The 26,240-nt window shown below is 44.9% G+C and carries 23 protein-coding genes, 4 tRNA genes and 1 pseudogene; 13 read left to right on the top strand and 15 right to left on the bottom strand.

What is annotated here, in order from left to right:
• Nucleotides 1-72: 72 nt before the first annotated feature.
• From pyrH to rplM, 5 genes are all read right to left on the bottom strand, one after another.
• Nucleotides 73-792 carry a UMP kinase gene (gene pyrH / locus ABFW99_RS05910; protein WP_349355813.1) on the bottom strand — a complete coding sequence of 240 codons (720 nt, stop codon included), beginning with the start codon at nt 790-792 and terminating at the stop codon, nt 73-75.
• A 74-nt stretch (nt 793-866) separates the two neighbouring features.
• A complete protein-coding gene (gene tsf, locus ABFW99_RS05905) occupies nt 867-1,700 on the bottom strand; it encodes a translation elongation factor Ts (protein ID WP_349355812.1) in 834 nt (277 codons plus the stop codon).
• Nucleotides 1,701-1,733: 33 nt separating this feature from the next.
• A complete protein-coding gene (gene rpsB / locus ABFW99_RS05900) occupies nt 1,734-2,627 on the bottom strand; it encodes a 30S ribosomal protein S2 (RefSeq protein ID WP_349355811.1) in 894 nt (297 codons plus the stop codon).
• Nucleotides 2,628-2,810: 183 nt separating this feature from the next.
• Nucleotides 2,811-3,197, bottom strand: coding sequence for a 30S ribosomal protein S9 (gene rpsI, locus ABFW99_RS05895; protein WP_349355810.1), 387 nt, complete (start codon nt 3,195-3,197; stop codon nt 2,811-2,813).
• A 6-nt stretch (nt 3,198-3,203) separates the two neighbouring features.
• Nucleotides 3,204-3,647: a 50S ribosomal protein L13 gene (gene rplM / locus ABFW99_RS05890; protein WP_349355809.1), complete on the bottom strand. Its 444-nt coding sequence runs from the start codon at nt 3,645-3,647 to the stop codon at nt 3,204-3,206.
• 259 nt (nt 3,648-3,906) lie between these two features.
• Between rplM and ABFW99_RS05885 the strand changes: the two genes are divergently transcribed.
• The 4 genes and pseudogenes from ABFW99_RS05885 (at nt 3,907) to ABFW99_RS05870 (ending at nt 11,346) form a co-directional block, all read left to right on the top strand.
• On the top strand, nt 3,907-4,731 hold the full coding sequence (locus ABFW99_RS05885) for a hypothetical protein (protein ID WP_349355808.1): 825 nt from the start codon (nt 3,907-3,909) through the stop codon (nt 4,729-4,731).
• A 37-nt stretch (nt 4,732-4,768) separates the two neighbouring features.
• A complete protein-coding gene (locus ABFW99_RS05880; protein ID WP_349355807.1) occupies nt 4,769-7,021 on the top strand; it encodes a TonB-dependent receptor in 2,253 nt (750 codons plus the stop codon).
• A gap of 301 nt (nt 7,022-7,322) precedes the next feature.
• Nucleotides 7,323-10,035, top strand: a pseudogene (gene acnA / locus ABFW99_RS05875) (aconitate hydratase AcnA).
• Between the two features lie 138 nt (nt 10,036-10,173).
• A complete protein-coding gene (locus ABFW99_RS05870; protein ID WP_349355896.1) occupies nt 10,174-11,346 on the top strand; it encodes a GAF domain-containing protein in 1,173 nt (390 codons plus the stop codon).
• Here the strand turns inward: ABFW99_RS05870 and ABFW99_RS05865 are convergent.
• The 10 genes from ABFW99_RS05865 to ABFW99_RS05820 all read right to left on the bottom strand — a co-directional run bounded on the left by ABFW99_RS05865 (nt 11,343) and on the right by ABFW99_RS05820 (nt 22,529).
• A complete protein-coding gene (locus ABFW99_RS05865; protein ID WP_349355806.1) occupies nt 11,343-12,515 on the bottom strand; it encodes an FAD-dependent oxidoreductase in 1,173 nt (390 codons plus the stop codon). The two genes, ABFW99_RS05870 and ABFW99_RS05865, sit on opposite strands and share 4 nt — an antisense overlap.
• Entirely contained in the window at nt 12,502-13,164 is a 663-nt protein-coding gene (locus ABFW99_RS05860; protein WP_349355805.1) for a methyltransferase domain-containing protein, read from the bottom strand. The genes ABFW99_RS05865 and ABFW99_RS05860 overlap by 14 nt, the downstream gene beginning before the upstream one ends.
• A gap of 36 nt (nt 13,165-13,200) precedes the next feature.
• The gene (locus ABFW99_RS05855) at nt 13,201-14,307 is read right to left on the bottom strand and encodes a type III polyketide synthase (RefSeq protein WP_349355804.1); all 1,107 of its coding nucleotides are present in this window, start codon (nt 14,305-14,307) and stop codon (nt 13,201-13,203) included.
• A 59-nt stretch (nt 14,308-14,366) separates the two neighbouring features.
• The gene (locus ABFW99_RS05850; RefSeq protein ID WP_349355803.1) at nt 14,367-15,710 is read right to left on the bottom strand and encodes an MATE family efflux transporter; all 1,344 of its coding nucleotides are present in this window, start codon (nt 15,708-15,710) and stop codon (nt 14,367-14,369) included.
• Between the two features lie 61 nt (nt 15,711-15,771).
• Complete coding sequence (locus ABFW99_RS05845; RefSeq protein WP_349355802.1) at nt 15,772-19,665, bottom strand: sensor histidine kinase; 3,894 nt, start codon at nt 19,663-19,665, stop codon at nt 15,772-15,774.
• 27 nt (nt 19,666-19,692) lie between these two features.
• Nucleotides 19,693-20,664: a 2-hydroxyacid dehydrogenase gene (locus tag ABFW99_RS05840; RefSeq protein ID WP_349355801.1), complete on the bottom strand. Its 972-nt coding sequence runs from the start codon at nt 20,662-20,664 to the stop codon at nt 19,693-19,695.
• A gap of 6 nt (nt 20,665-20,670) precedes the next feature.
• The gene (locus tag ABFW99_RS05835) at nt 20,671-21,111 is read right to left on the bottom strand and encodes a hypothetical protein (protein WP_349355800.1); all 441 of its coding nucleotides are present in this window, start codon (nt 21,109-21,111) and stop codon (nt 20,671-20,673) included.
• A complete protein-coding gene (gene rsfS, locus ABFW99_RS05830) occupies nt 21,108-21,527 on the bottom strand; it encodes a ribosome silencing factor (protein WP_349355799.1) in 420 nt (139 codons plus the stop codon). Before rsfS ends, ABFW99_RS05835 begins: the two co-directional genes overlap by 4 nt.
• 4 nt (nt 21,528-21,531) lie before the next feature.
• Nucleotides 21,532-21,996 (bottom strand): LytR C-terminal domain-containing protein, encoded by a 465-nt coding sequence (locus ABFW99_RS05825; RefSeq protein WP_349355798.1) that lies wholly within the window; start codon nt 21,994-21,996, stop codon nt 21,532-21,534.
• Nucleotides 21,997-22,019: 23 nt separating this feature from the next.
• Nucleotides 22,020-22,529, bottom strand: coding sequence for a hypothetical protein (locus ABFW99_RS05820; protein ID WP_349355797.1), 510 nt, complete (start codon nt 22,527-22,529; stop codon nt 22,020-22,022).
• Nucleotides 22,530-22,697: 168 nt separating this feature from the next.
• On the opposite strand from ABFW99_RS05820, the gene queA reads away from it, so the two are divergent.
• The 9 genes from queA to ABFW99_RS05775 form a co-directional block, all read left to right on the top strand.
• The gene (gene queA / locus ABFW99_RS05815; protein WP_255134576.1) at nt 22,698-23,753 is read left to right on the top strand and encodes a tRNA preQ1(34) S-adenosylmethionine ribosyltransferase-isomerase QueA; all 1,056 of its coding nucleotides are present in this window, start codon (nt 22,698-22,700) and stop codon (nt 23,751-23,753) included.
• A 2-nt stretch (nt 23,754-23,755) separates the two neighbouring features.
• On the top strand, nt 23,756-24,445 hold the full coding sequence (ispD, locus tag ABFW99_RS05810; protein ID WP_349355796.1) for a 2-C-methyl-D-erythritol 4-phosphate cytidylyltransferase: 690 nt from the start codon (nt 23,756-23,758) through the stop codon (nt 24,443-24,445).
• A 5-nt stretch (nt 24,446-24,450) separates the two neighbouring features.
• The gene (ispF, locus tag ABFW99_RS05805) at nt 24,451-24,927 is read left to right on the top strand and encodes a 2-C-methyl-D-erythritol 2,4-cyclodiphosphate synthase (protein ID WP_349355795.1); all 477 of its coding nucleotides are present in this window, start codon (nt 24,451-24,453) and stop codon (nt 24,925-24,927) included.
• On the top strand, nt 24,927-25,520 hold the full coding sequence (locus ABFW99_RS05800; protein ID WP_440707447.1) for a DedA family protein: 594 nt from the start codon (nt 24,927-24,929) through the stop codon (nt 25,518-25,520). Before ispF ends, ABFW99_RS05800 begins: the two co-directional genes overlap by 1 nt.
• Nucleotides 25,521-25,642: 122 nt before the next feature.
• Nucleotides 25,643-25,715: transfer RNA gene (locus tag ABFW99_RS05795), tRNA-Thr, on the top strand.
• A 29-nt stretch (nt 25,716-25,744) separates the two neighbouring features.
• Nucleotides 25,745-25,827, top strand: a tRNA-Tyr gene (locus ABFW99_RS05790).
• Between the two features lie 7 nt (nt 25,828-25,834).
• Nucleotides 25,835-25,907: transfer RNA gene (locus ABFW99_RS05785), tRNA-Gly, on the top strand.
• A 7-nt stretch (nt 25,908-25,914) separates the two neighbouring features.
• Nucleotides 25,915-25,986 (top strand) — tRNA-Thr (locus ABFW99_RS05780).
• 55 nt (nt 25,987-26,041) lie between these two features.
• Nucleotides 26,042-26,240 (top strand): GTP-binding protein (locus ABFW99_RS05775; RefSeq protein ID WP_349355793.1); only part of this gene is annotated, 199 nt, incomplete at its 3' end.

The following is a 26,240-nucleotide window of genomic DNA, read 5'->3' as shown; positions in this document are numbered from 1 at the left end:
CGGATTATCACAGGTTATAATTATAGTACAGCGAACATCTGCTCAATCGGTGTCATCCGTGTTCCATAAAAATTACTCCCAAACTACCGTAGTTCCTTCGTCTTTACCGTCAACCACAATCTTCTTCAGGTTGCCTTCCTTATTCATATTGAAGACAATGATCGGGGTTTTATTTTCGCGGCAAAGGGTAAAAGCGGTCAAGTCCATCACGGATAAGCGTCGTTTAAGGACTTCATCCCCGGTAATGGTATCGAACTTTTCAGCATCACCGTTTTTCTCCGGATCGGAATCGTAGATTCCGTCCACGCGGGTACCTTTCAGGATCACATCACTTTCAATTTCGATGGCACGAAGAGATCCGGCGGTATCAGTAGTGAAATAAGGGTTTCCGGTTCCGGCGCCAAAAATAACCACGCGTCCTTTTTCGAGGTGACGGATAGCGCGGCGACGGATATAAGGCTCGGCAATGGCTTCCATACGGATGGCGCTCATCAGGCGGGTCTGTACATCTATTTGTTCGAGGGCATCCTGCAGGGCCATGCTATTGATCATAGTGGCAAGCATTCCCATGTAATCTCCCTGAACGCGATCCATGCCCTGGGTGGCTCCTTTCACCCCGCGGAAGATATTCCCTCCGCCAATCACGATGGAAACCTGAACACCGGCTTCCTGGATGGATTTAATTTCTTTTGCATAACTACTTAGAATATCGGCATCAATGCCATGTCCCTGTTCACCTAAAAGTGCTTCGCCGCTGAGTTTTAGAAGCACTCTGTTATATTTATTTCCCACGATTTCCTCGATTAGTAATTATAAGACAAAAAAAAGGCTGTCAATTTTGACAGCCTTAATGTAAAGAAAATTTATTAGTCGTTTTCGCCGAGTTGCAGCCGGTGAAAGGACTTCACCAGGGGAGCATCATTTTGCTCCAGGTACTGCTGAACGGAAACGCTGTTATCTTTCACAAACTTCTGCTCCAGAAGAACACGTTCTTCATAGAAGCGGCGAAGTTTTCCTTTAGCCGCTTGCTCAGCGATGTGCTCAGGCTTGCCTTCGTTCAGAAGTTGCTCTTTAGCAATCTCAAGCTCTTTTTCTACCAGAGAAGAATCAACGCCGTCGCGGGTAACAGAAAGAGGCTTCATTGCTGCAACCTGCATAGCTACATCTTTACCGATTTCTTCGTCGGTAAGGTCGCCATCAAATTCAGCCAGTACGCCCAACTGGTTTCCGGGGTGGATGTAAGAAATCAGTGTGCCTTCAGTTGTGGCTAATATCACATTGTTGATTTCAATTTTCTCACCGATTTTACCCACCATCTCTTCCAGGTGCTTTTCAATGGTCAGCCCATCAAGCTCAATCTTCAGAAGATCGTCAGCGTTGTCGATGTCGTTTTCGAAAGCAGCGTTCAGGAACGACTCAGCATCATCCTGGAATTCCTGATTTCGGGCTACGAAGTCAGTTTCGCAGTTGATTTCAAGCAGAGAAGCTTTAGTTCTGTCATCGTTGATGCGGCTCAGGATCAGCCCCTGGTTCGCTTCACGGTCAGATCTCTTCTCAGATACTTTTTGTCCTTTTTTGCGAAGGATTTCAACAGCACGGTCAAAATCACCATCTGCTTCAGAGAGGGCTTTCTTACAGTCCATCATACCCGCTCCGGTCATGTCACGAAGTTTTTTTACGTCAGCAGCAGAAATGCTCATTATTCTGAATAGTATTTTTGGAGTTGGAAATTTTTATTCTTCTTCATCATTGCTGTCAGCATCCGCTTTCGCTTCTGCTTTTTCAGCTTTGTTGTCGTCTTTTTTGTCAGACTTTTTCTTGCGGCGGGAACGCAGTTTGGTTCCTTTGGCAGCGTCTTTTACGTCAACGTCATCATCCTTGTCGTCGCCTTTGGCTTCAGCAGCAGCTTGTTCCATCACGTCTTCTTCCTGCTGTGCTTCACGCTCGGCAGTACCTTCAATAATCGCATCGGCTACCTGAGTAGCTACCAGCTGAATAGTCCGTGCTGAGTCATCATTACAAGGAACGATGTAGTCTGGAATATCCGGGTCACTGTTGGTATCAACCATGGCAATGATCGGGATGTGGAGTTTAATCGCTTCGCTAACAGCGAGGTGCTCTTTAATAATATCTACTACAAAAATGGCACCGGGCAGACGACCCATGTTTTTAATACCGCCAAGAGTATCATTCAGTTTGTCCTGCTCGCGCTGCAGCATCAAACCCTCTTTCTTGGTGAGTTCTTCAAAGGTGCCGTCAGTCTTCATGCGCTCAATTTCCTCCATTCGGGAAATGCTTTTGCGAACGGTACTGAAGTTGGTAAGCATACCACCTAACCAACGATGCGTGATGTGCGGCATTCCGCAACGTAACGCTTCGGTTTTGATGATTTCGGTAGATTGCTTCTTCGTACCTACAAAAAGAATAGTTTTACCGGCACGAGAAAGTTTTTGAACTTCGTCGAGGGCTTCCTGTAAATATTTCTGTGTTTTCTTCAGGTCAATGATGTGAATCCCGTTGCGTTGCATGAAGATGAAATCCTTCATTTTTGGGTTCCATCGACGGGTTAAGTGACCGAAGTGTGCGCCTGACTTAAGCAGGTCTTGTATTGATGCAGCTTTTGGCATTGTAATAAGTATGTAAGTTTAGGTTAATCCTCTGTGCGGGTCATTCCCGAACGTTAATCCTGAGTCAATTAAGCTCAGGACACCAAACGCAGGGTCGCCACACATGTGTGATTGTGTTTCGTTGAAATTGTTATTGGTTGAATGGTTAATCGTTTCCCGAAAAACCATTCACGAATAACGAAATTATCTTTTAGAGAACTGGAATTTCTTACGAGCTTTAGGCTGACCATATTTCTTACGCTCTACCATTCTGTCGTCTCGGGTAAGAAGTCCGTGTCCTTTAAGAACATCGTGAAGATCTTCATTCTCTCCATCCAAAGCACGTGCAAGAGCATGAGAAATAGCGCCGGCTTGTCCGGTACTTCCACCACCGCGAACGGTGATTTTAATGTCATACTTGCCTTCTGTTTCCGAAACGCTCATTGGAAATAACGCAATGTTACGGCGTGCTTTTACCGGAAAATATTCTTCAATGGGTTTGTGGTTGACGAGAATTTCGCCTTTACCCGGCTTGATGTACAAACGGGCTGTTGCAGTTTTTCGTCGTCCTATGTAATTCGCTTGTGCCATTATTGATTAAAGCTCAATGATTTCTGGTTCTTGTGCAGTATGCGGATGTACGGGGCCTGCATAAACTCTCAAGTTTTTGGCAATCTTGTTGCCCAACTTGGTTTTAGGAAGCATGCCTCTCACAGCAGTAGTTACCAAAGATGTCGGATCTTTCTCCAACATTTCAGCTGCTGTTTCAAATCGCTCTCCGCCCGGGTAAAATGTGTGACGGAAATAGGTTTTATCCGTCATTTTCTTACCAGTCAGCTTCACCTTCTCAGCATTGATAACGATTACGTTATCACCTGTATCCATATGCGGGGTGAAGGTAGGCTTGGTTTTACCTCTCAAAATTTTTGCTACTTCGCTACTCAGGCGACCCAATGGCTGATCTTCAGCATCAATGAGTACCCAGTTCTTCTCAATATCGCTGGGTTTGGCCGAGTATGTCTTAAAACTTAATGTGTCCACGATTAAACTCTTTTATTTCGTCAAATTGGAAAGTCGAATAAGATAGAAGTAATTCTTGTAGATATCAATATCAAAAAAGCAGAAATGTTCACTTCTTTGAGTGAAATCCAAAAATAACCAATTTCCCTGCAGCACATCAAAAATGAATAGTGCTGATACCTGCATATTCATGTTAATTTATTGTATCTCTGATTACAATTAAATACTATCACGGCAGTACATCTGAATTGTTAAGTTTAAGAGTCCAAAAAACATATATATGAATAAAGCCTTATCGGTTCTTTTTGTCTGGGTTTGTCTTTTTCTTGTAAGCGTAAGCTGTGAGCAAACCTTCCAGCCACTCGACAAGACCGATGATGTATTTTCTATCTACGGAGTGCTTGATGTGCACAGCGACACCCAATGGGTGCGTGTAATGCCTGTTGGTGAAACCTATCTGCCTCAGGATGCTTCGTTGCCGCCAAGTGAAGTACGCCTTATCCGTGAAGCGACCGGAGAGACGGTAATCCTTAATGACTCACTCTTCAGGTTTAGCGGAGACACGTATGTGTGGAATTACTGGTTGCCCGATTCTGTCCAAAAAAATGAACTATACACCCTGATTGCTGAGAATGAGGAGGGTGAGCAAAGCAGAGTGACTTTGGAGACACCTTCTTACCTGGAACCTCCTGAAGTAGTAACGCGGAGCGGAGAAACCCGGGTTTCAGGACCGTTTCAGGACTCTCTGGTGGTTGCAGCTGTAAACTACCTGGTACAGCCTATAACAGATATGGGGTGTAGTCAGGAGGTTAAAATTTCAGTCTCACAGATGGATCACACCCTGCTAACATCAGATGGTGGGTATTTTTTCATCGTTCGCGGGAGTAATGCTATCAGGGATGAGCTGGGAACAAGTAACTATGTCATAAACAGATCATCGGTGGAAGTAGTGACGGCTACCGACAGTTGGCCCGATGCAACAAGCCTGGAAGAGATTGAAGTGGCTTTGCCGGAGGTCATCTCAAATATTGAAAACGGAACGGGGGTACTGGCCGGCGTAGCTCGTCGTGAAGTTATACTAACCCCAAGGCAACCACCTTGTTAAGGATGACGCAAACGGCTAATTAAAACAGCATAACCTAATGTCGGAACTGAAAAAAGGTATTCTATTATTGTTGATCCTGCTTCCACTGAAAGAAGTATATGCTCAAAATAATGCAGTAAGAGGTATTATTACCGACCGGGAAACCGGCGAAGTGTTGATAAGTGCTACCGTTTCAATTCAAACACTGTCCGGAGAAATTATCAAGGGTACGGTAACGGATAACAACGGGCATTATCAGATTAATAATATTGATCGGGGAGACTATGTTTTTAAGACGAGTTATGTGGGATATCAAACTTATACCGATACCATAAGGGTAATTAATTACGGTGGCGCTATTCTTAAAAATGTAAAGATGAGTCCTTCCAGTGAAGAGCTTGGCGAAGTTACCGTTTCTGACCGAACACGGGCTGAAAATGCCGGTCAAACCCGTATTCAGCCTGAAACCATTGGCCGGGCACCTACACCGGCGGGCAGTGCCGATTTGGTGAGTTATATTCAAAGCCAACCCGGTGTTTTGGCTACCGGCGACCGGGGAGGTCAGCTTTTTGTAAGGGGAGGCACACCCGCAGAAAACATGGTGTTAATGGATGGTACCCTGATTTACCAACCTTTTCATATTGTCGGGTTTTTCTCGGTTTTTCCGGAAGATATAGTGTCATCGGCAGATTTCTATGCGGGCGGATTTGGTCCCAAATACAGCGGCCGGTCTTCATCGGTGATGGATGTGAGGCTGAAAAACGGGAACTTGTACGAACCGGGGTGGTCGGCTTCGGTGAGTCCCTTTATTTCTGATCTATTTGTGGAAACGCCGGTTAAACAGGGCAAGAGCTCCCTCCTTTTTTCCATGCGCGGGTCTTTAATTGAGGAGACAAGCGATGTGTATTTACAGGAGCAGCAGCCGTTAAAGTTTAACAGTCAGCTGATGAAATTTAACAGCACCAATAACGAAGGCCTGGGTTGTTCTGCTCTTTTAATGAGAACCTACGACCGCGGGAAGCTTAATTTTGATTCGGATCAGTATTTTAAATGGAGTAATGTGGTTGCCGGTACCCGATGCTTTGGAACAGCTCAGGAATCATCCCTGTCATTTATGGAGCTGAACTTTGGTGTCTCTCATTTCAGAAATGAAGCAGGTGGTGGTGGCGGTGGCCGACGAACATCCAATATTCTGAAATCAAACCTGGATCTTAGTTTTGTAAACTATGTCAGTGATATCAAAATTGAATACGGTTTTTTTGCCAACTACCGAACAGTGAATTTTGATATTTTGAACCGGTTCGCATCCTTGGATGCTAACGAAGAATCTTTTTTAACCACCGGGTTGTACCTGGACAGTGAAATTCCGGTTGGGAAATATTTATCCCTCAAACCCGGATTGGCTGCAAACTCCTATATGAGTCGGCTTAATGGCACTCTGGAGCCAAGATTCAGATTTTCGTTAGACTTCACGGATGTTTTTAATGCAAAATTTCACGGAGCCGCCGGAATCTATATTCAACCCATGATTGGTCTGGCCGACTTAAGAGATGCCGGCACAGCTTTTACAGCCTGGATGTTACCTCCCAATTACAAAACAACCCTTCGAACTACTCATTATTTGCTCGGTTGGAACCAAACCGTTACTACCGGTTTTGACTTTAGTGTTGAAGGGTACTACAAAACCATTGAGGATACTCCGATTTCAGTATGGAATCCTGTGGCGCAATTTACAACGGAGCTGGCCTATGCGGATGGAACCGTTCGCGGGATTGATGCGCGGCTGAATTTCAGTCATAAGACACTGTATGCGGCGGTAGGTTATGGTTATTCAATCACGCAGTATGTGACTTCGCAGGATCACTTCATGCTATGGTTTGGTAAAGAGGCGCAGCGATACAACCCACCCCACGACCGACGACATCAGCTAAATATACAACTGGGTTATGACTGGGGGGATTTTTCAGCAAATCTGAACTGGATCTATGGTTCTGGATTACCCTACACTCAGCCCAAAGGATTCGACAGTTTTTTCAATTTAGATGAAGGGGTCCCTGAAGTGAACGAAGAGTACGGAACACCCAGGGTACTGCTTGAAAAACCTTTTCAGGGAAATATGCCTGATTTTCACCGGTTTGATATCTCACTTCAGCGGAAATTTCAGCTTCCCTCGGCTAACCTGAATGTTCAGGTTGGGGCTATTAACATGTATGATCAACGGAATCTGTTCTATTATGATGTATTCTCTCAGAGAGGAATTAATCAGTTGCCCATCGTACCGTACGTGGCTTTAAAAGTTGAGTCGAAATAGATTCTATCTCTTAGCGAGTTTGTTTCTCATTGGGGTGCTCTGCTCCACAATGCCCACCCGAGGCTCTGCATCAAACACTGCATTCATATCTTTACACTATTCCCTGTTAACTAACCTGAGGCGGAGCCTCACAATGAGGTTCCGCAGCGGAGCGGCGGAACCAGTGTAATGGTGTCAATAATATTATTTCTTGTAAACATCACCGGATTCAATAAATCTCATAGATACTTGATAAAGACAAAGCCCAAAAAGATTTGTACCTTTGGGCATTAGGAGAAAGAAAATCTAAATCGAGTAAAAAATGAGCGACAAACTGAAGCAAACCAGAGTTGAATTTGAAACCGGTTCGGGCAAAGCCTATCTGCATAGCCTCCCAAAGCTGAAAGAACTGGGCTACAAGAGTATTGACAAGCTCCCCTTCTCTGTAAAAATATTATTGGAAGCCGTACTCCGCGAATTTGACGGATACGCAGTTACTGAAAAAGACATTGAAGCACTGGCGAATTATAATGCCAAAGATCCGCAGGGTGAAATTCCTTTCAAACCATCCCGTGTAGTGCTGCAGGATTTTACCGGTGTTCCTGCTGTAGTTGATTTGGCGGCCCTCCGTTCTGCAATGAAACGAATGGGCGGTAAGGCTACCGACATCAACCCGCAGGTTCCTGTAGATTTGGTGATTGACCACTCTGTACAGGTTGATATGTTCGGGAAAGATGCCGCGCTGATGTTCAACGTGGAAAAAGAGATGGAGCGTAACAACGAGCGCTACGAATTCCTGAAATGGGGTAAGGAAGCTTTTGATAATTTCCGTGTGGTACCTCCGGGGCGTGGAATTGTTCACCAGGTAAACCTTGAGTATTTAGGTCGCGGTGTTTTCACCCGAAAAGAAGAAGACGGTTCCACAACGGCTTACCCGGATACATTGGTAGGAACCGACTCACATACGACCATGATTAACGGACTTGGTATTCTCGGCTGGGGTGTTGGCGGAATTGAAGCGGAAGCCGCCATGCTTGGTCAGCCAATTTCCATGCTGGTACCTGAAGTAACCGGAATGAAACTGACCGGAAAGCTTCGTGAAGGTGTAACGGCGACTGACTTAACGCTGACGGTAACCCAAATGCTACGTGAGCACGGTGTAGTTGGTAAGTTTGTTGAATTTTACGGAGACGGACTCAGCAATATGAGTCTGCCCGACCGTGCTACCATCGCAAACATGGCTCCTGAGTATGGAGCAACCATGGGCTTCTTCCCAATCGATGATGAGGCGCTGCGGTACATGAGAAGAACCGGACGTTCCGAAGAGCTGGTGCAACTGGTTGAAAATTATACCAAAGCTCAGGGCTTGTTCAGAACGGATGATACTCCGGATCCGGAATTCTCTTCAACTCTCGAACTTGACTTGAGTACGGTTGAGACTTCACTTGCCGGGCCAAAACTTCCTCACGACCGAATTACCCTCGGCAATATGAAGAAGGCGTTCGAAAGCTCACTGACCAGCGACAACCCAACAATGGGCTTCAACCTTGCCCAGGAGAAGCTGGCCAACAAAGGTGTATACAAAAACGGGCAGGAAATTGAGATGAAGCACGGTGATGTGGTTATTGCCGCTATTACATCTTGTACCAACACCTCCAACCCAAGCGTAATGCTGGGTGCGGGAATTGTGGCTAAGAAAGCCTACGAAAAAGGACTGGAAGTGCCGGCTTATGTGAAAACATCACTGGCTCCCGGTTCAAGAGTAGTAACTGAGTACCTGAAAGAAGCAGGTTTGACCGAGTACATGGATAAGCTTGGCTTTAACCTGGTAGGATATGGGTGTACAACTTGTATCGGTAACTCAGGTCCGCTGCCCGAGCCGGTTGAAAAAGCCATTAAAGAAGGTGATTTAATTGCGGCCGGTGTTCTTTCCGGAAACCGTAACTTTGAAGGCCGAATTCACCCATGGGTGAAAGCGAATTACCTGGCTTCACCTCCATTGGTAGTAGCTTATGCGCTGGCCGGTAGTGTGGATATTGATCTTGCCACTGAGCCATTAGGTAAAGACAAAGACGGCAATGATGTGTACCTGAAAGACATCTGGCCTACAACGGCAGAGATTGCCGAACACCTGGATGCAGCTATACGTCCGGAACTCTTTGAGAAGATGTACGGCGATATCTTTGAATCACCAACCTGGGAAGAAATTCCGGTATCCGGTGGCGACTTATTCAACTGGAGTGAGGAATCAACTTACATTCAGGAACCTCCATTCTTTATGGATATGAATGAGGAGCCGGAGCCTATCAAGCCTATTAAAGGGGCAAGAGCTCTGGTGAAAGTTGGAGATTCTATTACCACCGATCATATTTCTCCGGCCGGTAATATTAAGGAAGACGCTCCCGCAGGTATTTATCTGAAAGAGCACGGAGTAGAGAAGAAAGACTTCAACTCTTATGGTTCACGCCGTGGAAACGACCGGGTTATGACACGCGGTACCTTTGCCAATGTTCGGTTTAAGAATCAGCTGGCACCGGGTAAAGAGGGCGGTTTCACCAATTATTTCCCGAATGATGAGATCACTACCATTTATGATGCATCATTGAAATACAAAGAAACCAATACACCGCTGGTTGCCTTAGCCGGTAAGCAATACGGAACGGGTTCATCCCGCGACTGGGCTGCAAAAAGGAACCGCGCTGCTTGGAATCAAAACGGTAATTGCGACTTCCTATGAGCGTATTCACCGATCAAACCTTATTCAAATGGGTGTACTTCCCCTTCAGTTTAAAGAAGGCGAAAGTGCTGACACTCTTGGTTTAGATGGTTCGGAAACATTCGACATTCACGTGGATGACAATGTGAAAGCCCGTGACGAGATAAAAGTTACGGCAACCAAAACCAATGGTGAAGTTGTTGAATTTATGACCGATTGCAGAATCGATACACCGGTTGAGGTAGATTACTACCGAAACGGTGGAATCTTGCATACGGTACTGCTTGATTACCTTAAGAAAAGCAAAGCTGAGAGCTAATCAAGGCTTATAAATCATTCTAAAAGCACAGAATTCTATTCTGTGCTTTTTTTATTTTCGATAATGTTTATTATTAAAGCAGAAATACAGAGCTGATATTAATCTTTTCTCAGCCTCTGGTAAGTATAATTTTCGGGTATCGTTATTAAAAATAAGGACAAAAATATAGTCAGGGAAGGACCGCAGACTTCGGGACATGAAGCACTTTTACTGCATGTAGTAGATGGTATAAACCGGACACTGCAACTGAAGGAAGTACTTCGCAAATGCATGGAGGCTGCCAAGGTGGTAATGAACTCAGAAGCGAGCTCACTTATGCTTTTGGATGAGCTCACGGGGGATTTGAACGTCAGTATTCCAACAGGCCCCGTAAAGGATGAAATTATGGGGATGGCTGTTCCGAAAAGCAAAGGTATTGGCGGGTGGGTGATCTCCTATAACCAGCCCTTCATTTCTAATGATGTGGTGGAAAGTGATATTTTCTGGAAAGACCTGTCCACAGGCTTCACAACCCGGAATATCATTTGTGTGCCTTTGCAGGATAATGAGGGACAGGCATTCGGGGTTCTTCAGGCTATCAATAAAAAAGATGAGCAAATGTTTGTGAACGAAGATGTGCCTGTATTTGAATCATTGGCCCTTCATGTGGCTTCCGCCATCGAGCGTTCCAAAAAGTTTGATGAGGTGGAGAGAAAGCTGGAGGAGCGAGATGCGCACATTCTTGATATCCACCGCCAACTGAATGATAACCTGTCTGCAATTGCTGATCTCCTTGAATTTGATCTGGATGAAATCATAGACCTTAACTCCCGAAAAGCTCTCCATGCTACCCATAGCCGAATCAAATCCATGATGAACGTTCAGTCGCTGTTATCTGAAGAGACTGATATAGCTACGATTAACTTATCACAGTATTTGGCACTTGTAACCACTCAGGTTGAGAAGTTATATGAGAACACCGAAGATGACGTAAGGCTGAGCCTTCGGTTTGAAGAAGTACAACTGGATGCCAACAAAAGTATGTTTTGTGGTTTAATCCTGAATGAGCTTTTGAATATGGCCTACAAAAACGCATCTACAAGTAGAGAGATAGGTGAGGTGGTTGTTAGCCTTAAGCAAACCAGTAAAGATAAAATTGTAGTTATTGTAACGGACAACGGGCGTAATACAGAAGTCTCTACAAAAAGAAGTCAGGGAAATAAAACTCCTGAGTCAGTTATTGAGAACCTGGCGAAGAAACTGGGAGCAGAAGTTAGCTTTACCCACAATCCCGAAATTGGTTCAACCGGTATTTTATCTTTTCATAGTTAAATCCACCAGCTGTATAACCCGCGCATCGTAAAAAGCTCGGCTACTTTTCTTTTCAGCGGGGAATGCAACAGACTTTTCACGAACAGATTTCTTAAGAATGGTACTTTTTGCTTTCGCCCCAGAGCCATGTTGATTTCAGCTCTTTGTGCCACTTTTTTGCTGATCCTTTGTTGAGATTCGGAATACTCCTGAAATACCTGTCCTGCAATACCGGGATCTTTGTCTTTAAGAAAAACGAGAGAATCGGCCAGCTTCCGACAGTCCAGCCAGCCGAGGTTCATTCCCTGTCCGCCAATGGGGCTTACCACATGGGCGGCATCACCCGCCAGTAAAACGCGGCCTTTTGCCAATGTCTCAGCCAAAAAATGTTGTACTCCAAAGCTGCTGAGCATGGTGCTTTTCACACCAAACAAGTCATAGTCCAACCGGTCCTGAACTAAAGTAGCGAGTTTTAGCTTTCTTGGTTCCGGTATGTAGGCATCGGTCTTTACCACCCAGCGGCGCATGCCATTCGGGAGGGGGAAACACTCAATCAGTCCTTCTTTTGGTAAGAATACAGCGGCATCCGGTCCAAACTTGGTAGTGTCTTCAAAATCACCCATAATGTAGGTGTCATCGTATCGTTTTCCGGAAAAATGGATGGAAGCCTGCTGACGAACCAAGCTGTTTTTTCCATCACACCCTACTACATAGTTGCTTGATATTCGTTGATTCGTTTGTTGGTCTTTTGAGTAGGTTACCTCAACAAATTGTTCCTGTTCCAGAAAAGATTGAAAGGTGGCACCGGTGATCAGGGCATGTTCATCAAGATTCATCAGTTCTTCTCGCAGAATTTTTTCTGTGGTGAACTGTGGGCAGGCGAGGATATAATTGTGAGGCTTTGGGCAATTTTCGAAAGAGATTTCACCCAGCTTCTTGTCTTCAGTAAGCGCAATTCCTTTCCTGATTTTTAAGCCCGCCCTGAGGAATGGCTCCGTGATGCCAACTTCGTCGAACAGCTCCAGCGATACGGGGTGAATGCCCAATGACCGTGAATCCGGTACAGGTTCTTTACGCTTTTCGAGTACCCGGCATTCTATCCCTTCTTTGAGCAAGCAGATGGCCATAAATAAACCAACGGGGCCTCCACCTACAATTACCACAGGTATATCGGGTTTAGTTTTTGTCATATTTCAATAATAAGCGAAAGGGAAATAAGCGTTGAACGTGCCATCCTTCAGGAGCTACTTCTGCCAGTTCTGCCTTGGTATAACTGCGTTTTATGGAAATCAAACCATCAGGCACGATGAAAGAATTACGGAAAATTAGCCGGGCAAAACTGGCAAAGAGGAAGTATCCAATATCACTTCGTTCAATATCATTGAAAATGACTTTTTGAAGGGAAAGAGCTTTTGCTTCATCCAATACCTGAAGTATCTGATCCTCTGCCAGGTGATGGAGCACATGATTGGAAATCACGAAATCGAAGGTACAGGATTGGGATACCAGATCTGTGGAAGAACAATGTTGGAATGTGACCTGATTCGGAGCTTCAAGCTGCCGGGCAAATTCAAAAGCTCGCTGGTCGGTTTCTATGGCTGTAATTTGCAAATCGAGCCCATCTTTTTTTGCCCATTCGCAAAGTTTGAGAGGCACATCCCCTCCACCAAAACCAATATCGAGAAGGGTATAGGTTTCACCTTTATGCATCAGTGGCCGAAGCTCATTTTTGTATATCTTTCTCCATTGTGATAGCAATAAGTTAATGGTGGCAAACTGCCGATAGGTATTTTCGAGCAGTTGAGGATCACAATCATCCCGATCCATATATTCAGTCAAGCTCGGCCGGCGCTTTGATAAAAAAACAGGCATAGGTCAACCCTCGTCAGGATGGTGAACTTTAAAGAGACCGCTTTCAATGGTCAGGCCGGGACCAAAAGCCATGGGGAGAATGTTTTGCCCGGCTGACAGACCAGAATCCAGTAATTTTTTAAGTACAAACAAAACGGTGGCGCTGCTCATATTCCCAAATTCAGAAAGCACAGCACGGGAGGCTGAGATTTGATGGGGTTTCAGGCCCAGACTGTCCTCGATTTTATCGAGAATTGCACGTCCGCCCGGATGCAATGCCCAGTAATCAATGTCTGTACGGGACAACTTATAAGAGTCATAAAGCGGCTTCAGCACTGCTTCCAGGTTCTCTTTGATGATATCCGGCACATATGTAGAAAGGATCATATTGAAACCTGAATCGCCGATGGTCCATGCCATATCCTTTTCCCCTTTTGGGGCCAGGGAAGAAGCAAATTTTTGGATTTTAAAGCTTTGCTTTTTGGGTAGCTTTGAAGAGATGATCATCCCTGCAGCTCCATCAGCAAACACAGAACCGGAAAGTAAATTGTCAGTGTCATTCTTGAATTGAAAATGAAGCGTGCACAATTCGGCAGCTACTACTAATACAACAGCCTCCGGATCGGCTTTGCAAAAAGATTCCGCCATTTTCATAGCCGGGAAGGCAGCATAGCACCCCATAAACCCGACATGAAAACGTTCTGTCGAGGGTTTCAACCGCAGGGCTTTAACCAGTTCATAATCCGGCCCCGGAGCAAAAAAGCCGGTACAGGATACAGTGACAACATGGGTAATTTCTTCGGAAGAGATATGGGGATTATCAGCAAGCAATTTCCGCCCGACATCCACAAAAAGCTTTTTTGATTCCTCTTCATATACCTTGTTTCGGGCGGCCGTGCCGGGCTCCGATTTAGCCTGTCCGTTAAAAAATAATTTCCCGTGTTTATTGGGCTCAAAATCTTGCACTACAGAATGGCGTTTTTCAATGCCTGATTGCGTATAGATGCGGTGAATAATAGCTTGGGTTTTCCGGTCGGAGCCAACATGCTTTTTCATTACCTCACGAATATGCTGCTGGTCGCTTGAAAAAGGCGGAACTGAAGTGGCTATGTCGTGAATGAATACAGGCATGTAGTAGGATAACAAATTGAGGGTGTTATCCAAACCTTTTGGCCCGGCTCTTCATTCAGTTAAGTTCCTGCGATCGTGAGCTTATTAAATCGATAATTATGCAGGACGGCAGCTACAGTAAGTCCACCAATCAGCCCAATCCATAATCCTTCAGGCCCAAATCCAAGATAAATTCCCAGCAAGTAACCGGTTGGGAAACCCACCAACCAGTAAGAAATAAAGTTCACGATCATGGGAATACGAGTGTCCTTTAATCCGCGGAGCGCACCAAAAGCTCCCACTTGTAATCCGTCTGAGATCTGGAAAATGGCCGCCATGAACAATAAGGAAACTGCCACAGAAGCGACTTCAACATCATCGGTGTAAATACTGATGATGAATTCCGGTGCCAGGAATAACAGTAAGGCGGTAAGGGTCATCACCCCGGCACAAAGTGCAATTCCCACAAACCCCCGAAAGCGTGCATTGGCCATAGAGCCTTGCCCCAGCGAAAACCCGACTCGCTGTGAAATAGCCATGGAAAGCCCGAAAGGTATCATAAACATTGTTGCCGCTACATTGATTGCAATTTGGTGGGCAGCGGCGGCTTTCACACTCAGTGTTCCCATCAACAAGCTAACGGTTGCAAAAAGGAGGACCTCCATGGATGAACTCACACCGTTAGGTACACCTACTTTAATGAGTTCACCAATGTATTTCCACTCCGGACCGGTTGTCCGGTCAAAAATATTAAAGCGCTTGAAGGGCTTAAATGATGCAGTAAAAGCTATGAAAACAATGGCTCCAAACAGGTTAATAATAGACGTTGCGTAGCCGGTACCTACCGCTCCCAAGGCAGGGAATCCCAGTTTACCATACATCAGCACGTAGTTGGCTCCGACGTTTAAAACCAGGCTGGCTGCGGCAATGTACATCGCCGGCTTGGTGACAGATAAGCCTTCACTGAAATACCGGACGCCGGCGTAGGCAAGCAGCGGCAACACCCCCCATGATATAGCCTTGAGATATCCATCGGCGAGGGGGATGATTTCCGGAGTTACACCCATAAGGTGCATTACAAGGTCCAGGTTACGGATCAGGAGGAAAGCCGGAATGGTTAGTAAGATGATGAGCCAAAACATTTGCCGGGCACTTTTGCCGATTTCCTCAAACTTGCGGGCACCCAAAAATTGTGAAACCACCGGGTTAATGGCAATCAGAGTGGCCATGCAAAAAATCCCAATGGGCATATAAATGGCATTGCCTATTGCTACAGCTGCAAGGTCGAGGGCAGACAGGTTTCCGGCCATTACCGTATCGGTAAAATTGAGCCCCATTCGTAAAAGCTGAGTAGCGATGATGGGACTACCAATAGCGGCTAACTTCAGCCCTTCTTTCTTTATTTTTTTGCGTGAATTTTTCATAGGAGGAGCGCAAAGGTACGGACAAATTTTCTCCGATAGCGATAAAGATTGGCTATCGGACTTATTCGTTTTTGTCTAAGGGAAGGTGGATGGTGAAAGTGGTTCCCCTTCCTTTTTCAGAGGTGAAGGAAATCTCGCCATCATGTTCTTCAATGATCTTTTTGGTGATTGCCAGCCCTAATCCTGTTCCGCTCGATTTGGTGGAAAAGTTTGGTACAAAAATTTGATCCTGAGTTTCTTCCGGAATGCCTTCTCCATTGTCTTTGACAGATATAATGGCCCTGTCTTTTGATTTACTCAAAGAAGATGCTAAGATCACTTCCCCTCCTTTAGGCATAGCCTCATGTGCATTTTTTATGAGGTTGATAAGGGTTCGGCGAAGCTCATCTTTTACACCAAGAACCCGGAGTTCTTTCTGATAAAGGTTCATTTCTATGGTGAGGTTCTCTTCCGGTTCATATAGTTCTGCCACAGATGCAAGCAATTCATTCAAGTCAACCGGTTTAAACTCCTGATCGGTGGGCCGTGCAAACTTGGAAAAATCAGAAGCAATTTGGCTAAGCGACTCAATCTGTTCGATCATATTTACCGCTATCTTCTCGATTTTTGGTTTCATGAGTTTGAACTCATCCTCCGAAACATTCAGCTGCCGCTCCAGGTGTTGTAGGTTTAACTTCATCGGAGTAAGCGGATTTTTGATTTCGTGGGCTACCTGTTGGGCCATTTCTTTCCAGGCGGCTTCCCTTTCTGCACGGGCCAGTTCTTCTTGTAAGTCCTTCAACCGGTACACCATCACGTTGTAAGCATTAGTCAGCGAGCCGATTTCATCCTTACTTTTCACGGGAAGTGTGGTTTCAAGGTCGCCCCCTGAGATTTTTTTGAGCCCCTCACGCAATGCTTCCAGCGGAGAGGTTAACTGGGTTGAAATCAACGAAGCAGCAATAATAAACAGCCCGAATATGATGACATAAAATCCAAGCAAATAGCTGGTTGTTGAAAGCAATTGTTCATTGAATTTCGGTGCCTCCAGAAAGGTAGGAATGGCAACAATGCCGGCAATCGACCCTTCTGTATTTAGCCAGGGCTGATACCCAATCAACAGTTCCTGATTGCCGAGAGTGGCTTTTCGGGTAACCTGGCTGTTTCCTCTATTATATATGGAATCATATACGTCCCAGGGTAATACTCTGGGAAGCAGGTGCTGATTATAAATCTGGCTGGTGGTAGAAGTATTGATGGTCTTGTCCCTGTATAGTGCGGCATCGGCATCCAGCGTTGAAGTGAGTTCACTAAGTGGGATGGGGGAAGCACTGAGCGACTGTTTTTCCTGAAGAGAAATAGCATCGGTCAGGTTACCCAGTTTATCAAGAAGCTGATCCTGAACGCTTTTTTGGTTCTGACTTTTAATGGCATAATAAGTGGTTGCAATCAGCGCCATCAGGCAAAGCAGGGATGCAAATACAAAGCGGTCTATAAGCCGGTCTCTGAATCGCCGGTTATGGCCAAGAACATTAAGGTCCTTTTTCCAAAACAGGGAGCCAAGTATAAGCAGTCCGGTAATCAACACGCAAAAGAAAAACCGGAGCAGTGAAAACAGGTGATTATCAAGACCGGGGTGATTCGTGGCAGCCCGAATTATTTTCTCTTCGGAAGTGGCGATGAAGAATTCTCTGATTTGCTGATCTCCAAGACCCGCCATTCTGAACATGGTGGAATCATCTTCTACCATAATGTCTTCAACGAGTTCTCCCGGAAGGCGTAAATACCCGGGCATTTCCAGCGGTATCCCAACAATGTTTCTTCGGGAAGCAAGTCCGTTCACATATTCGGTAATACTGATGGAGGCATTCCAGTTTTCACTTCCCTCTGAAGCTATTACCGCACGCAATGGTTTTTCAAATTGAGGGCGCTCGCGATACACAGAACATAAAATCCAACCGATGCGCTGCGGAGACGAACCGTTTTCATAAAGTGGAATCCAAGCCCGGCGGAAAGAGGAATAATTTGAGTTGGCTTCATTTAAGGGCCTTTCCCGGATAATAGGCCGAAGGTTTTCCAGCCGAATTTGCTCTTCCTCAAATGGTATCACCAGCGACATAATATTGAAGGCACGGGTCCATGCCGGGGAATCTAAATCAGAAGAATACTCTCCGATAATATCCCCGTTATTATTCACAAGCTGGGTTGAAATGGAGAAGCGCTCCCATTCTTCGGTAATTAATTGTTGCGTTTGCTGAGTGAAATAATTCTCAACAAAAGCGGGGCGCTGATTTAAGTCATCTTCGGTTAAATCAGAGACTGAGCGTTCCAACCCGGTAAGTAAACTTCTTGCGATACGTTCAGCCTGGGTGGCTTCTTCATCCACAAACAACTCGGCTGCTCGTTGCATCTGGCTGTTCAAGCGTTCGGAAAAGCCTTTATAAACAGCGATGTAAGATAACCCTACAGAGATGAAGCTGAATAGTAATAATAAACGTAACCGGGATGCATATATAAATAAATCAGGATTTCGGTTGGCCAGGTAAACAAAACTGATAATAGTACCAAAGAAGATACCTGTGGTAAGGGAAATCCATCCTGCAATGTGGGTGTCGGCACTCAACTCAAAGATGATAAACATTCCAAGAATATAGCCTGTGAGAATAAACAGAAGAGGTATGATGGGAGGGTTGAAGGTGAGCTTCATGATAAACCAGCCCAGCAAGGTTAAAAGGGTAATGCACGAAATGGCAAAAACTCCGGACATGACATAAAAAAAGAGAGTATCCCAGTTGGGAAATACCTCAAGATCCAGCATCGGTATAGAGGTCTGGGTAAAGAGAGAGTAGGTTTCAATGATATAAAAGTGAAGCAGAAAAGCACTTAAAAACCCAAAGAAAACCAAGGTTAAGGGAAGGGTAATTTTAGATTGTTCTTGCAGCTCAATCTCTGAAGAAATTAAAGGGCGAAAGCAAACAATGGTGAGCAGCAGAACAAATAATGAGTGTACCCCATATTTGATCAAAGGCTTGAGTGTCAAAAAATCTTGTTGACCCAAAGCATAGAATATTTCAATCCATCCCACCCCGTAATCTATATTCGAGAAAAAAGCCCACGCCAAAGTTATGGCAAACAATTTCAGTAGTAAGGATTTCCAGGTGCTCAATTCCTGCGAAACGGAAATCAAAAACAGGGTGATGAAACAGATCAAGACAGCATAGAAAATCGCCCTGTATAAGAAGTAGCGATTCTGTTGGTTTGATCTATAAGCAGCGTAGTCTTTTGAGAGGGTATAAACAACTCCTGCAGAGTCTATATTTGAGGTAGCTATTTTCGTTTGGAATTGAACGTTAGCCGGTGGGTTCTCAAAAAAACTAAAATGAACCGGGTATCCGGATTCTGACTGGAAAAGCGTTGAAGGACTTATCTCGGCATTGTTGCCAATAGGAAGAATATTTTCTTGCTTAATTTTCTTCCGGGTAATGAGATTAAACGGTACGGTAGAACCTTTCTCATTTATGGTGAAGAATGTTCGGTATTCCAGAAATGTAACGTTGTTATTTTGTTCAATGCTTAAAACAGCATCGCTACTATCCGAAATTGCAGGCAGAGCCTTTATAGCAAAGCCAGCCCACAGCATGAGGTCGTTATCCCTGAAAAGTGACGTCCCCCAAAAGTCAAAGCCTTTCTCTGCTTCTTGAGCCAGTGCTTCCTTTGGGGCGTTGCTTTCAAGATATTGTTTTGCGGTTGCAGCATACTTTTCACTTTCATTAATAAAGTCCTGCTCAAAGTCGCTGTAGTTTTGCAGTGCTTTATAAACGGATTGATTGGCTAACTGAATCTGTTCAATCTCAGAAAGCTGGCCTTGTTCGGTCCATATTTCAAATATCCCGTAAGCAAGGGCGACCAGAGTCAGCAGAAAGGCAAGAGCCCAGGTTTTATTTTCTATGGGTGATTTCAATATAGCGCTACTCATAAAGGTGAGAACGAATATGAGCGTAAATTAACGGCTAATCAAGTTTGGGATTTCGTTATCCGGCTTGCCCTCAAGTACCGATAAGATGGCTTCAGCGGCAAGCATGCCGATGTCATTTCTGGTGCGGTGGGTAGCACTGGCAACATGCGGAAGCAGCAGGGTATTTGGGGCCGTTAGCAGGTCGGGGTGAACTTTGGGTTCTTCTTCAAAAACATCCAGCGCAGCACCTGCAATTTGGTTTTGATGTAAAGCTTGTGCTAAGGCTGCCTCATCAATAACGGCACCTCTTGAAATATTAACAAGCAATGCATGTTCAGGCATCAGGCCTAAAAGCTCTTTGTCCACCAGGTGATGGGTTTCTTCAGTAAGCGGGCAATTGAGGCTCAATACATCAGCCTGTTGGGCAAGTTCTTTATGGTCTGAAATGAAATCGGCTTCAAGTTCTTGCTCTGTTTGCTCGTCCAGCCGTGAGCGGTTGTTGTAGATGATTTTCATGCCAAACGCACGTGCCCGGTTAGCAAATGCCTGTCCGATTCTCCCCATCCCGATAATGCCAAGGGTCCGGTCTCTCAGTTCCATCCCTAAAAAACCAAGGGGTTCCCAGCCGGTAAAATTTCCATCGCGCAGATACTGCTCAGCCTCTTTGAACTTTCTGGAAAGTGCGAGAAGAAGTCCCATGGCGTAATCCCCACAAGCTTCGGTAAGTACATCCGGGGTGTTGGCTACTTTAATACCAAGATCATGAGCGGCTTCTACATCAATGTTATCATACCCAACGGCAAAGTTGGCTACCACTTTCAGGTTTTTCCCGGCTTTTAGTACCATCTCCGAAACCGGGGTAGACAGCATGCATAAAAGCCCGTCGTATTCCGGTATATCCCGAATGAGTGCGTCTTCAGATTGATAGGTACCTTTATCCCCAACGGTAACCGAGGCGGAATTTTTTAAGTAATGAATCACATCATCAGGGATGGGCTCTGTGATCAGGATCTTAGGCATATCAGGTTATTCGGATGAAGAGCCAAGCGGCAGTTCAAATTCTTTTTCATTTATCACGATCAGCTTTTTTTGTTCCCACTGTTCCGAGCTGATGCCCTTGTGGATATAGGTGAAAGGAGTAATCGTTTGTGCACACATTTGCTGATATCGTTGCCAGCCCACAATGTTCAGTGTTAGCATTTCAGGTAAAACCCGTTCATCCACCCTCAGGATTTGGGTGCAGGGGTTAGGAAAGGTTCCCTTAACTAATAAGGTCTTTTCATTATTTACCCTGATGAAGGCTACGCTGTCAATCGTAATTTCTTTCTCAACGTATGGAGTTCGGTGCGGAGGGTTTTCTTCCACTAAATCTGAATATTGTTCTTCCGGAGATGGTTGATTAGCTGCACATCCAACGCCCAAAATAATCACAGCAATCAAATAAGTGAGGAGACTATAGATATTCATTCTTCAGAGGCATCTTCTATATAGGTCACCTTGGCATCATTCCACATGCGTTCAATTCCGTAGAAATCGCGTTTTTCTTTACTCATTACGTGCACAACAATGTTTACAAAATCCAGAATTACCCAAGATCGGCTCTGTAACCCCTCTTTCTTCCAGGCTTTCTCCCCCATTTTTTCGCGTACATCTTCTTCCACCACATCGGCGAGAGCTTTAATCTGAACGTCGGAGTTACCATGGCAAACAACGAAATAGTCGGTAAGGGTGGTCAGTTCGGAAACATCCAGCACGGTTATTTCCCGGCCTTTACGGCTGAGCAAAGCCTCTGTGATAACTTCCACCATTTCCTTTGAATCTGGGGTGTCACCTGAGAAGGCATTTTCAAATTGTTTTTTTGCCGGTTGTTTGATGTCGGTCATAAAATTATTCAGTATTTAGTTTTTCAAAGTCGTGGCCAATAATTACGCTTACATCGAGGTAAAAATCGGGAGATGATTCCTGTATTACATTTTGTTCAGGAACGCCTAATGCATTGGCCACACGATAAGCGTTATCCATCACTCCGCTTCTTGATATTATAAGGGTTTCCTGTAGGTCAAACGTTTCAAAATTTCCGGTTTCAACCACATCGAACCCGTTTTTACGGAGTAATCCGGTGTAGGAGTTGGCAATTCCGGAAATCCCGCAACCATTTAAAACCTCAATTTGAATGATTTCACTAATAAGTTCAGATTGAAGTTCGGTCCGCTCATTGAAAATACGGGGATAAATGATGCGGGTAAAAAGTGCGGCCACCAAAACCAGCAGCAGAACACTGAGAAATCCAATAGCGGCGTTTAAAAAAAGTTCGTTAGTACCGGAAGAGCTGTTGCCTTTTGTTTCTGCCATCAACTACGCTTTAATACTCCTTTCTAATGCCAAGGGTTGAACCGGTTATATCCATAAGCACCGAACCCATAGGGATTGTGGTAACCATAACCTGCCGGCAGTTGTTGATATTGAAGTTGAATGCGGGCATTGTCACTAATTTTATAATTCAATTCTGCATTGCGGATCAATACTTGTCCGCCCAAATTATTATTGGTGTTAACAAAATCAGAACCTCCGAATGGAGAGTGAAGAAAAGAAACATCCACGCGGCCGGTAAGGTCCGGGCTAAACATAAAGTTGAGCGTGTTGGTGTACGCGTTAACATTCTGGTAGGAACCGCCAACCGCACCAAAGCTCATCGAGTAAGAGTGACTCATCGTGACGTTATTCTGGAAGAAGTCACTCAGCCAGGTTTGAACGGTGGAAGTCTGAGAGTTAATAATTGGTCCTGAAAAGTCGTTGTATCTGGGAAGATCTTCTCTCAGTTGGGCGGATAGTTGAACACTAAAAATAATAGCGAACGCAAAAGTGAGTGTAAATAATTTTTTCATAATGCTCGTCAAAGTTTACTGTTGAACGCAAGAGCAGATACTTAAGTATAACGAATTGGCCTTTAATAATAAACAACAGACAATGGGTGCAGGCTTTGAAATCCCATAAAAAAAACTCTATCTTATTCAACTTTTCTAACAGTACTGAATAACCTGATAAATAGCTAAATGAAGCTTACCGATTTTAAATTCGAGATAGACGATTTAAACATTCCTGAAGAACCGCTGAAAAAAAGAGATTCAGCCAAGTTGATGGTTCTTAATCGTGCTGAGAAAACCATTGAGCACACCACCTTTGACAAAATTCATGAGTACATCAATAAAGATGATGTCATGATTTACAACAACACCAAAGTATTCCCGGCCCGTCTGAACGGTAAGAAGGAAAAAACAGAAGCGGATATTGAAGTTTTTCTGCTGAGAGAATTGATGCCGGAAAATATGCTCTGGGATGTGCTGGTTGAGCCGGCACGTAAAATCCGAATCGGGAATAAGTTGTACTTTGGAGAGGAAGACGAAGAGCTGATGGCTGAAGTAGTGGATAACACAACTTCACGCGGGCGTACTATTCGTTTTCTTTATGAAGGGCCTAATCAGGAGCTGTACAACAGGCTGGATGAACTCGGTAAAATGCCTTTACCTCCATTCATCGAGCGCGAACCTGTAGAAGAAGACAAAGAGCGATACCAAACCATTTTTGCCACCGAGCGTGGGGCAGTAGCAGCCCCGGCGGCCGGCATGCATTTTACGGAAGAACTGGTTGAGAAAATTAAGAAGAAAGGGGTTGAGTTCTTGCCAACTACCCTTCACATTGGCTGGGGAATTTTCCGCAACGTTGAGGTTGAGGATTTAACCAAGCACCGTATGGATTCAGACAATTATTTCATTTCCAAAGATACGTCTGATAAAATCAATGAAACGCTGAAGAAGAAAAAGAACCGGGTAATTGCCATTGGTTCAAGTTCATGCCGAACCATCGAAACAAGCGTGATGGCAAGCGGAATGTCGAAGCCAGGTACAGGCTGGACCGATAAGTTCATTTACCCTCCTTATGATTTTAAAATTACAGAAGGGTTGGTCATTAACTTCCACCAGCCGGAGTCAACTCGTTTGATGCTGGCGGCCGCTTTTGCAGGTTACGACTTCCTGATGGAGGCATACGAAGAAGCCAAGAAAAACGATTACCGTATGTTTGCATTCGGTGATGCAATGCTGATTCTTTAAGCATGTCTAAACTGTCGGTCATAATACCGGCGGCAGGGTCGGGGGAGAGAATGGGTTCCGATATCCCCAAACCTTTTATAAAGGTGGGGGATAAAACCATTCTTGAACATACCATATCCAGGTTTCTGGAAGTTCCGGATGTTGCCCAAATCATTATTGCTACGTCAAAAAGCTATATCCCAACTATAAAGTCCCTGTTTGAGCAGCTTTCGGCAGACATACAATTGGATGTAGTTGAGGGCGGTGCGGAGCGTCAGTTTTCAATCTATAATGCACTTAAACTTGTGTCTGCCGAATGTGAATTGGTTGCCGTACATGATGCGGTTCGTCCCTTTGTTCGCAAACAACTCATTGAGGAATGTTGTGAGGTTGCTTCAAGTATAGGCGGAGCCGTTCTTGGGGTGCCCGCCAAAGATACCATCAAAAAAGTAGATGCAGATAAGGTGATCGAATCAACCCCTGATCGTTCAGTGTTGTGGCAGGCTCAAACCCCCCAGGTTTTTCAAAAAGAATTACTCGTAAGGGCATATGAGTCAGCTTTAGATGAGAGTTTTATCGGCACTGATGACGCCTCATTGGTAGAGAGACTTGGCGGAGCCATTCAAATGGTTGAAGGAGACCGCGAAAATTTGAAGATTACCTACCCTGTTGACCTTAAGGTTGCAGAATTAATTCTTGGAGTGGGAAAGTGAAAGGAATGCGAATTGGATACGGATATGATGTGCACCGGTTCAGCGAAGGACGTAAGCTTATGCTCGGTGGGGTTGAAATTCCTCATGATAAAGGACTTCTTGGTCACTCCGATGCAGATGTATTGCTTCACGCGATCACCGATGCTCTGCTTGGGTCGCTTGCCCTGGGCGATATAGGGTCTCACTTCCCAGATACGGATCCTGAGTTCAAAAATGTCGACAGCCGGGAGTTACTTCGAAAAAGTTATGAGCTGATAAAAGAGAAAGGCTATAGGTTGGGAAATCTGGATGCCACGGTAATAGCTGAGCAGCCAAAATTACGTCCATATATAGATGACATTCGCAAAACCATAGCTGAAGACCTTGGTTGTTCCATTGACGATATTTCCGTGAAAGCAACCACTTCTGAGAAAATGGGATTTGCAGGGCGTGAAGAAGGGATAATCGCTCAGGCTGTAGTTCTTATTCAGGTTTCCGGGTGATGGCTGATCAGATTGTACAAAGTATTGTCGATTGGATTAGTGTAGTACCACCGGTAGGTGTTTATCTTATATTTTTTGGAATAGCTTATATCGAAAACCTTATCCCGCCCATGCCCGGAGACGTGATTGTGGCTTTCGGCGGATATTTAGCTGCGGAAGGTTTGATCGGGTTGTTTCCCGTATGGAGCCTCACCGTTGTTGCTTCTGTAGCGGGATTTATGACGATGTATTGGTTGGGCCATCGTTGGGGAGCCCAAATTGAAGAAAACAGGGATAGTCATTTTTTACTCCGCTTTATCGATTACAAGTATTTCGCCAGAGGTAAAAAATGGATGAGCCGATGGGGGCAGGGTGTAGTTGTTGCGAACCGTTTTTTGGCCGGAACCCGATCGGTTATCTCGCTCACAGCCGGGATGTCTCATCTCAAAATTACACCCACAATTCTGAGTTCATTGGTGAGTTCGGTTTTATGGAATACCCTGCTATTGGCGATGGGTTGGGTTATTCGAGATAACTGGCAAGTTATCGGGGAGTATCTTATCGAACTATGGAAAGGTCATTTTAGCGTTGATAGCGCTGTTTATAGGAGTTAAAGCTTACTTTTACTATCGCAGAAGGAAGCAAGTCGTAAAAGATGAAAAAGAGTGAAATTTTTTCACAAAACATTATTGACAATCAAAGCTATCATACTTAATTTTGAAGTCTTTCGCGAAAAGCCAGTGTAGCTCAGTTGGTAGAGCAACGGTTTTGTAAACCGTCGGTCATCGGTTCGAATCCGGTCACTGGCTCAGCGATCTTTAATTTATTGATTTTATCTGGGGAGATACCAAAGCGGCCAACTGGGGCAGACTGTAAATCTGTTGTCGTAAGACTTCGTAGGTTCGAATCCTACTCTCCCCACGCGTAAGCGAGCGTAGCTCAATTGGTAGAGCGTCACCCTTCCAAGGTGAATGTTGCCGGTTCGATTCCGGTCGCTCGCTCAACGACGCCGATATAGCTCAGGGGTAGAGCACTTCCATGGTAAGGAAGGGGTCGTCGGTTCAATTCCGACTATCGGCTCAGGTCGAAATTTTTTGATGAATTTTTAAATAATACTTAACAAAACAGCTTAATCATGGCAAAAGAGACCTTTGAACGGAATAAGCCCCATGTGAACGTGGGAACAATTGGACACGTAGATCATGGTAAAACAACCCTGACGGCGGCGATTACGACCGTAATGGCGAAGACCTACGGTGGTGTAGCCAAGCAGTTTGCAGACATTGACAATGCTCCGGAAGAGCGCGAGCGTGGGATTGCCATTGCCACGGCTG

Origin of the sequence: Gracilimonas sp. BCB1 (assembly GCF_040117685.2) — a bacterium.
Classification (GTDB): domain Bacteria; phylum Bacteroidota; class Rhodothermia; order Balneolales; family Balneolaceae; genus Gracilimonas.
The sequence above is the reverse complement of the archived record's forward strand: the minus strand, read 5'-3'. Positions and strand labels throughout refer to the sequence as shown.

What these genes read in the sequence shown, in the direction of transcription:
- rpsI (WP_349355810.1), bottom strand. Translation starts at nt 3,197, where the DNA reads ATGGCACAAGCGAATTACATAGGACGACGAAAAACTGCAACAGCCCGT.
- queA (WP_255134576.1), top strand. Translation starts at nt 22,698, where the DNA reads ATGAAGCTTACCGATTTTAAATTCGAGATAGACGATTTAAACATTCCT.
- ABFW99_RS05845 (WP_349355802.1), bottom strand. Translation starts at nt 19,665, where the DNA reads ATGAGTAGCGCTATATTGAAATCACCCATAGAAAATAAAACCTGGGCT.
- ABFW99_RS05820 (WP_349355797.1), bottom strand. Translation starts at nt 22,529, where the DNA reads ATGAAAAAATTATTTACACTCACTTTTGCGTTCGCTATTATTTTTAGT.
- ABFW99_RS05850 (WP_349355803.1), bottom strand. Translation starts at nt 15,710, where the DNA reads ATGAAAAATTCACGCAAAAAAATAAAGAAAGAAGGGCTGAAGTTAGCC.
- ABFW99_RS05880 (WP_349355807.1), top strand. Translation starts at nt 4,769, where the DNA reads ATGTCGGAACTGAAAAAAGGTATTCTATTATTGTTGATCCTGCTTCCA.
- ispD (WP_349355796.1), top strand. Translation starts at nt 23,756, where the DNA reads ATGTCTAAACTGTCGGTCATAATACCGGCGGCAGGGTCGGGGGAGAGA.
- ABFW99_RS05825 (WP_349355798.1), bottom strand. Translation starts at nt 21,996, where the DNA reads ATGGCAGAAACAAAAGGCAACAGCTCTTCCGGTACTAACGAACTTTTT.
- ABFW99_RS05800 (WP_440707447.1), top strand. Translation starts at nt 24,927, where the DNA reads ATGGCTGATCAGATTGTACAAAGTATTGTCGATTGGATTAGTGTAGTA.
- rsfS (WP_349355799.1), bottom strand. Translation starts at nt 21,527, where the DNA reads ATGACCGACATCAAACAACCGGCAAAAAAACAATTTGAAAATGCCTTC.
- ispF (WP_349355795.1), top strand. Translation starts at nt 24,451, where the DNA reads ATGCGAATTGGATACGGATATGATGTGCACCGGTTCAGCGAAGGACGT.
- tsf (WP_349355812.1), bottom strand. Translation starts at nt 1,700, where the DNA reads ATGAGCATTTCTGCTGCTGACGTAAAAAAACTTCGTGACATGACCGGA.
- ABFW99_RS05835 (WP_349355800.1), bottom strand. Translation starts at nt 21,111, where the DNA reads ATGAATATCTATAGTCTCCTCACTTATTTGATTGCTGTGATTATTTTG.
- ABFW99_RS05840 (WP_349355801.1), bottom strand. Translation starts at nt 20,664, where the DNA reads ATGCCTAAGATCCTGATCACAGAGCCCATCCCTGATGATGTGATTCAT.
- ABFW99_RS05855 (WP_349355804.1), bottom strand. Translation starts at nt 14,307, where the DNA reads ATGCCTGTATTCATTCACGACATAGCCACTTCAGTTCCGCCTTTTTCA.
- ABFW99_RS05885 (WP_349355808.1), top strand. Translation starts at nt 3,907, where the DNA reads ATGAATAAAGCCTTATCGGTTCTTTTTGTCTGGGTTTGTCTTTTTCTT.
- rpsB (WP_349355811.1), bottom strand. Translation starts at nt 2,627, where the DNA reads ATGCCAAAAGCTGCATCAATACAAGACCTGCTTAAGTCAGGCGCACAC.
- ABFW99_RS05865 (WP_349355806.1), bottom strand. Translation starts at nt 12,515, where the DNA reads ATGACAAAAACTAAACCCGATATACCTGTGGTAATTGTAGGTGGAGGC.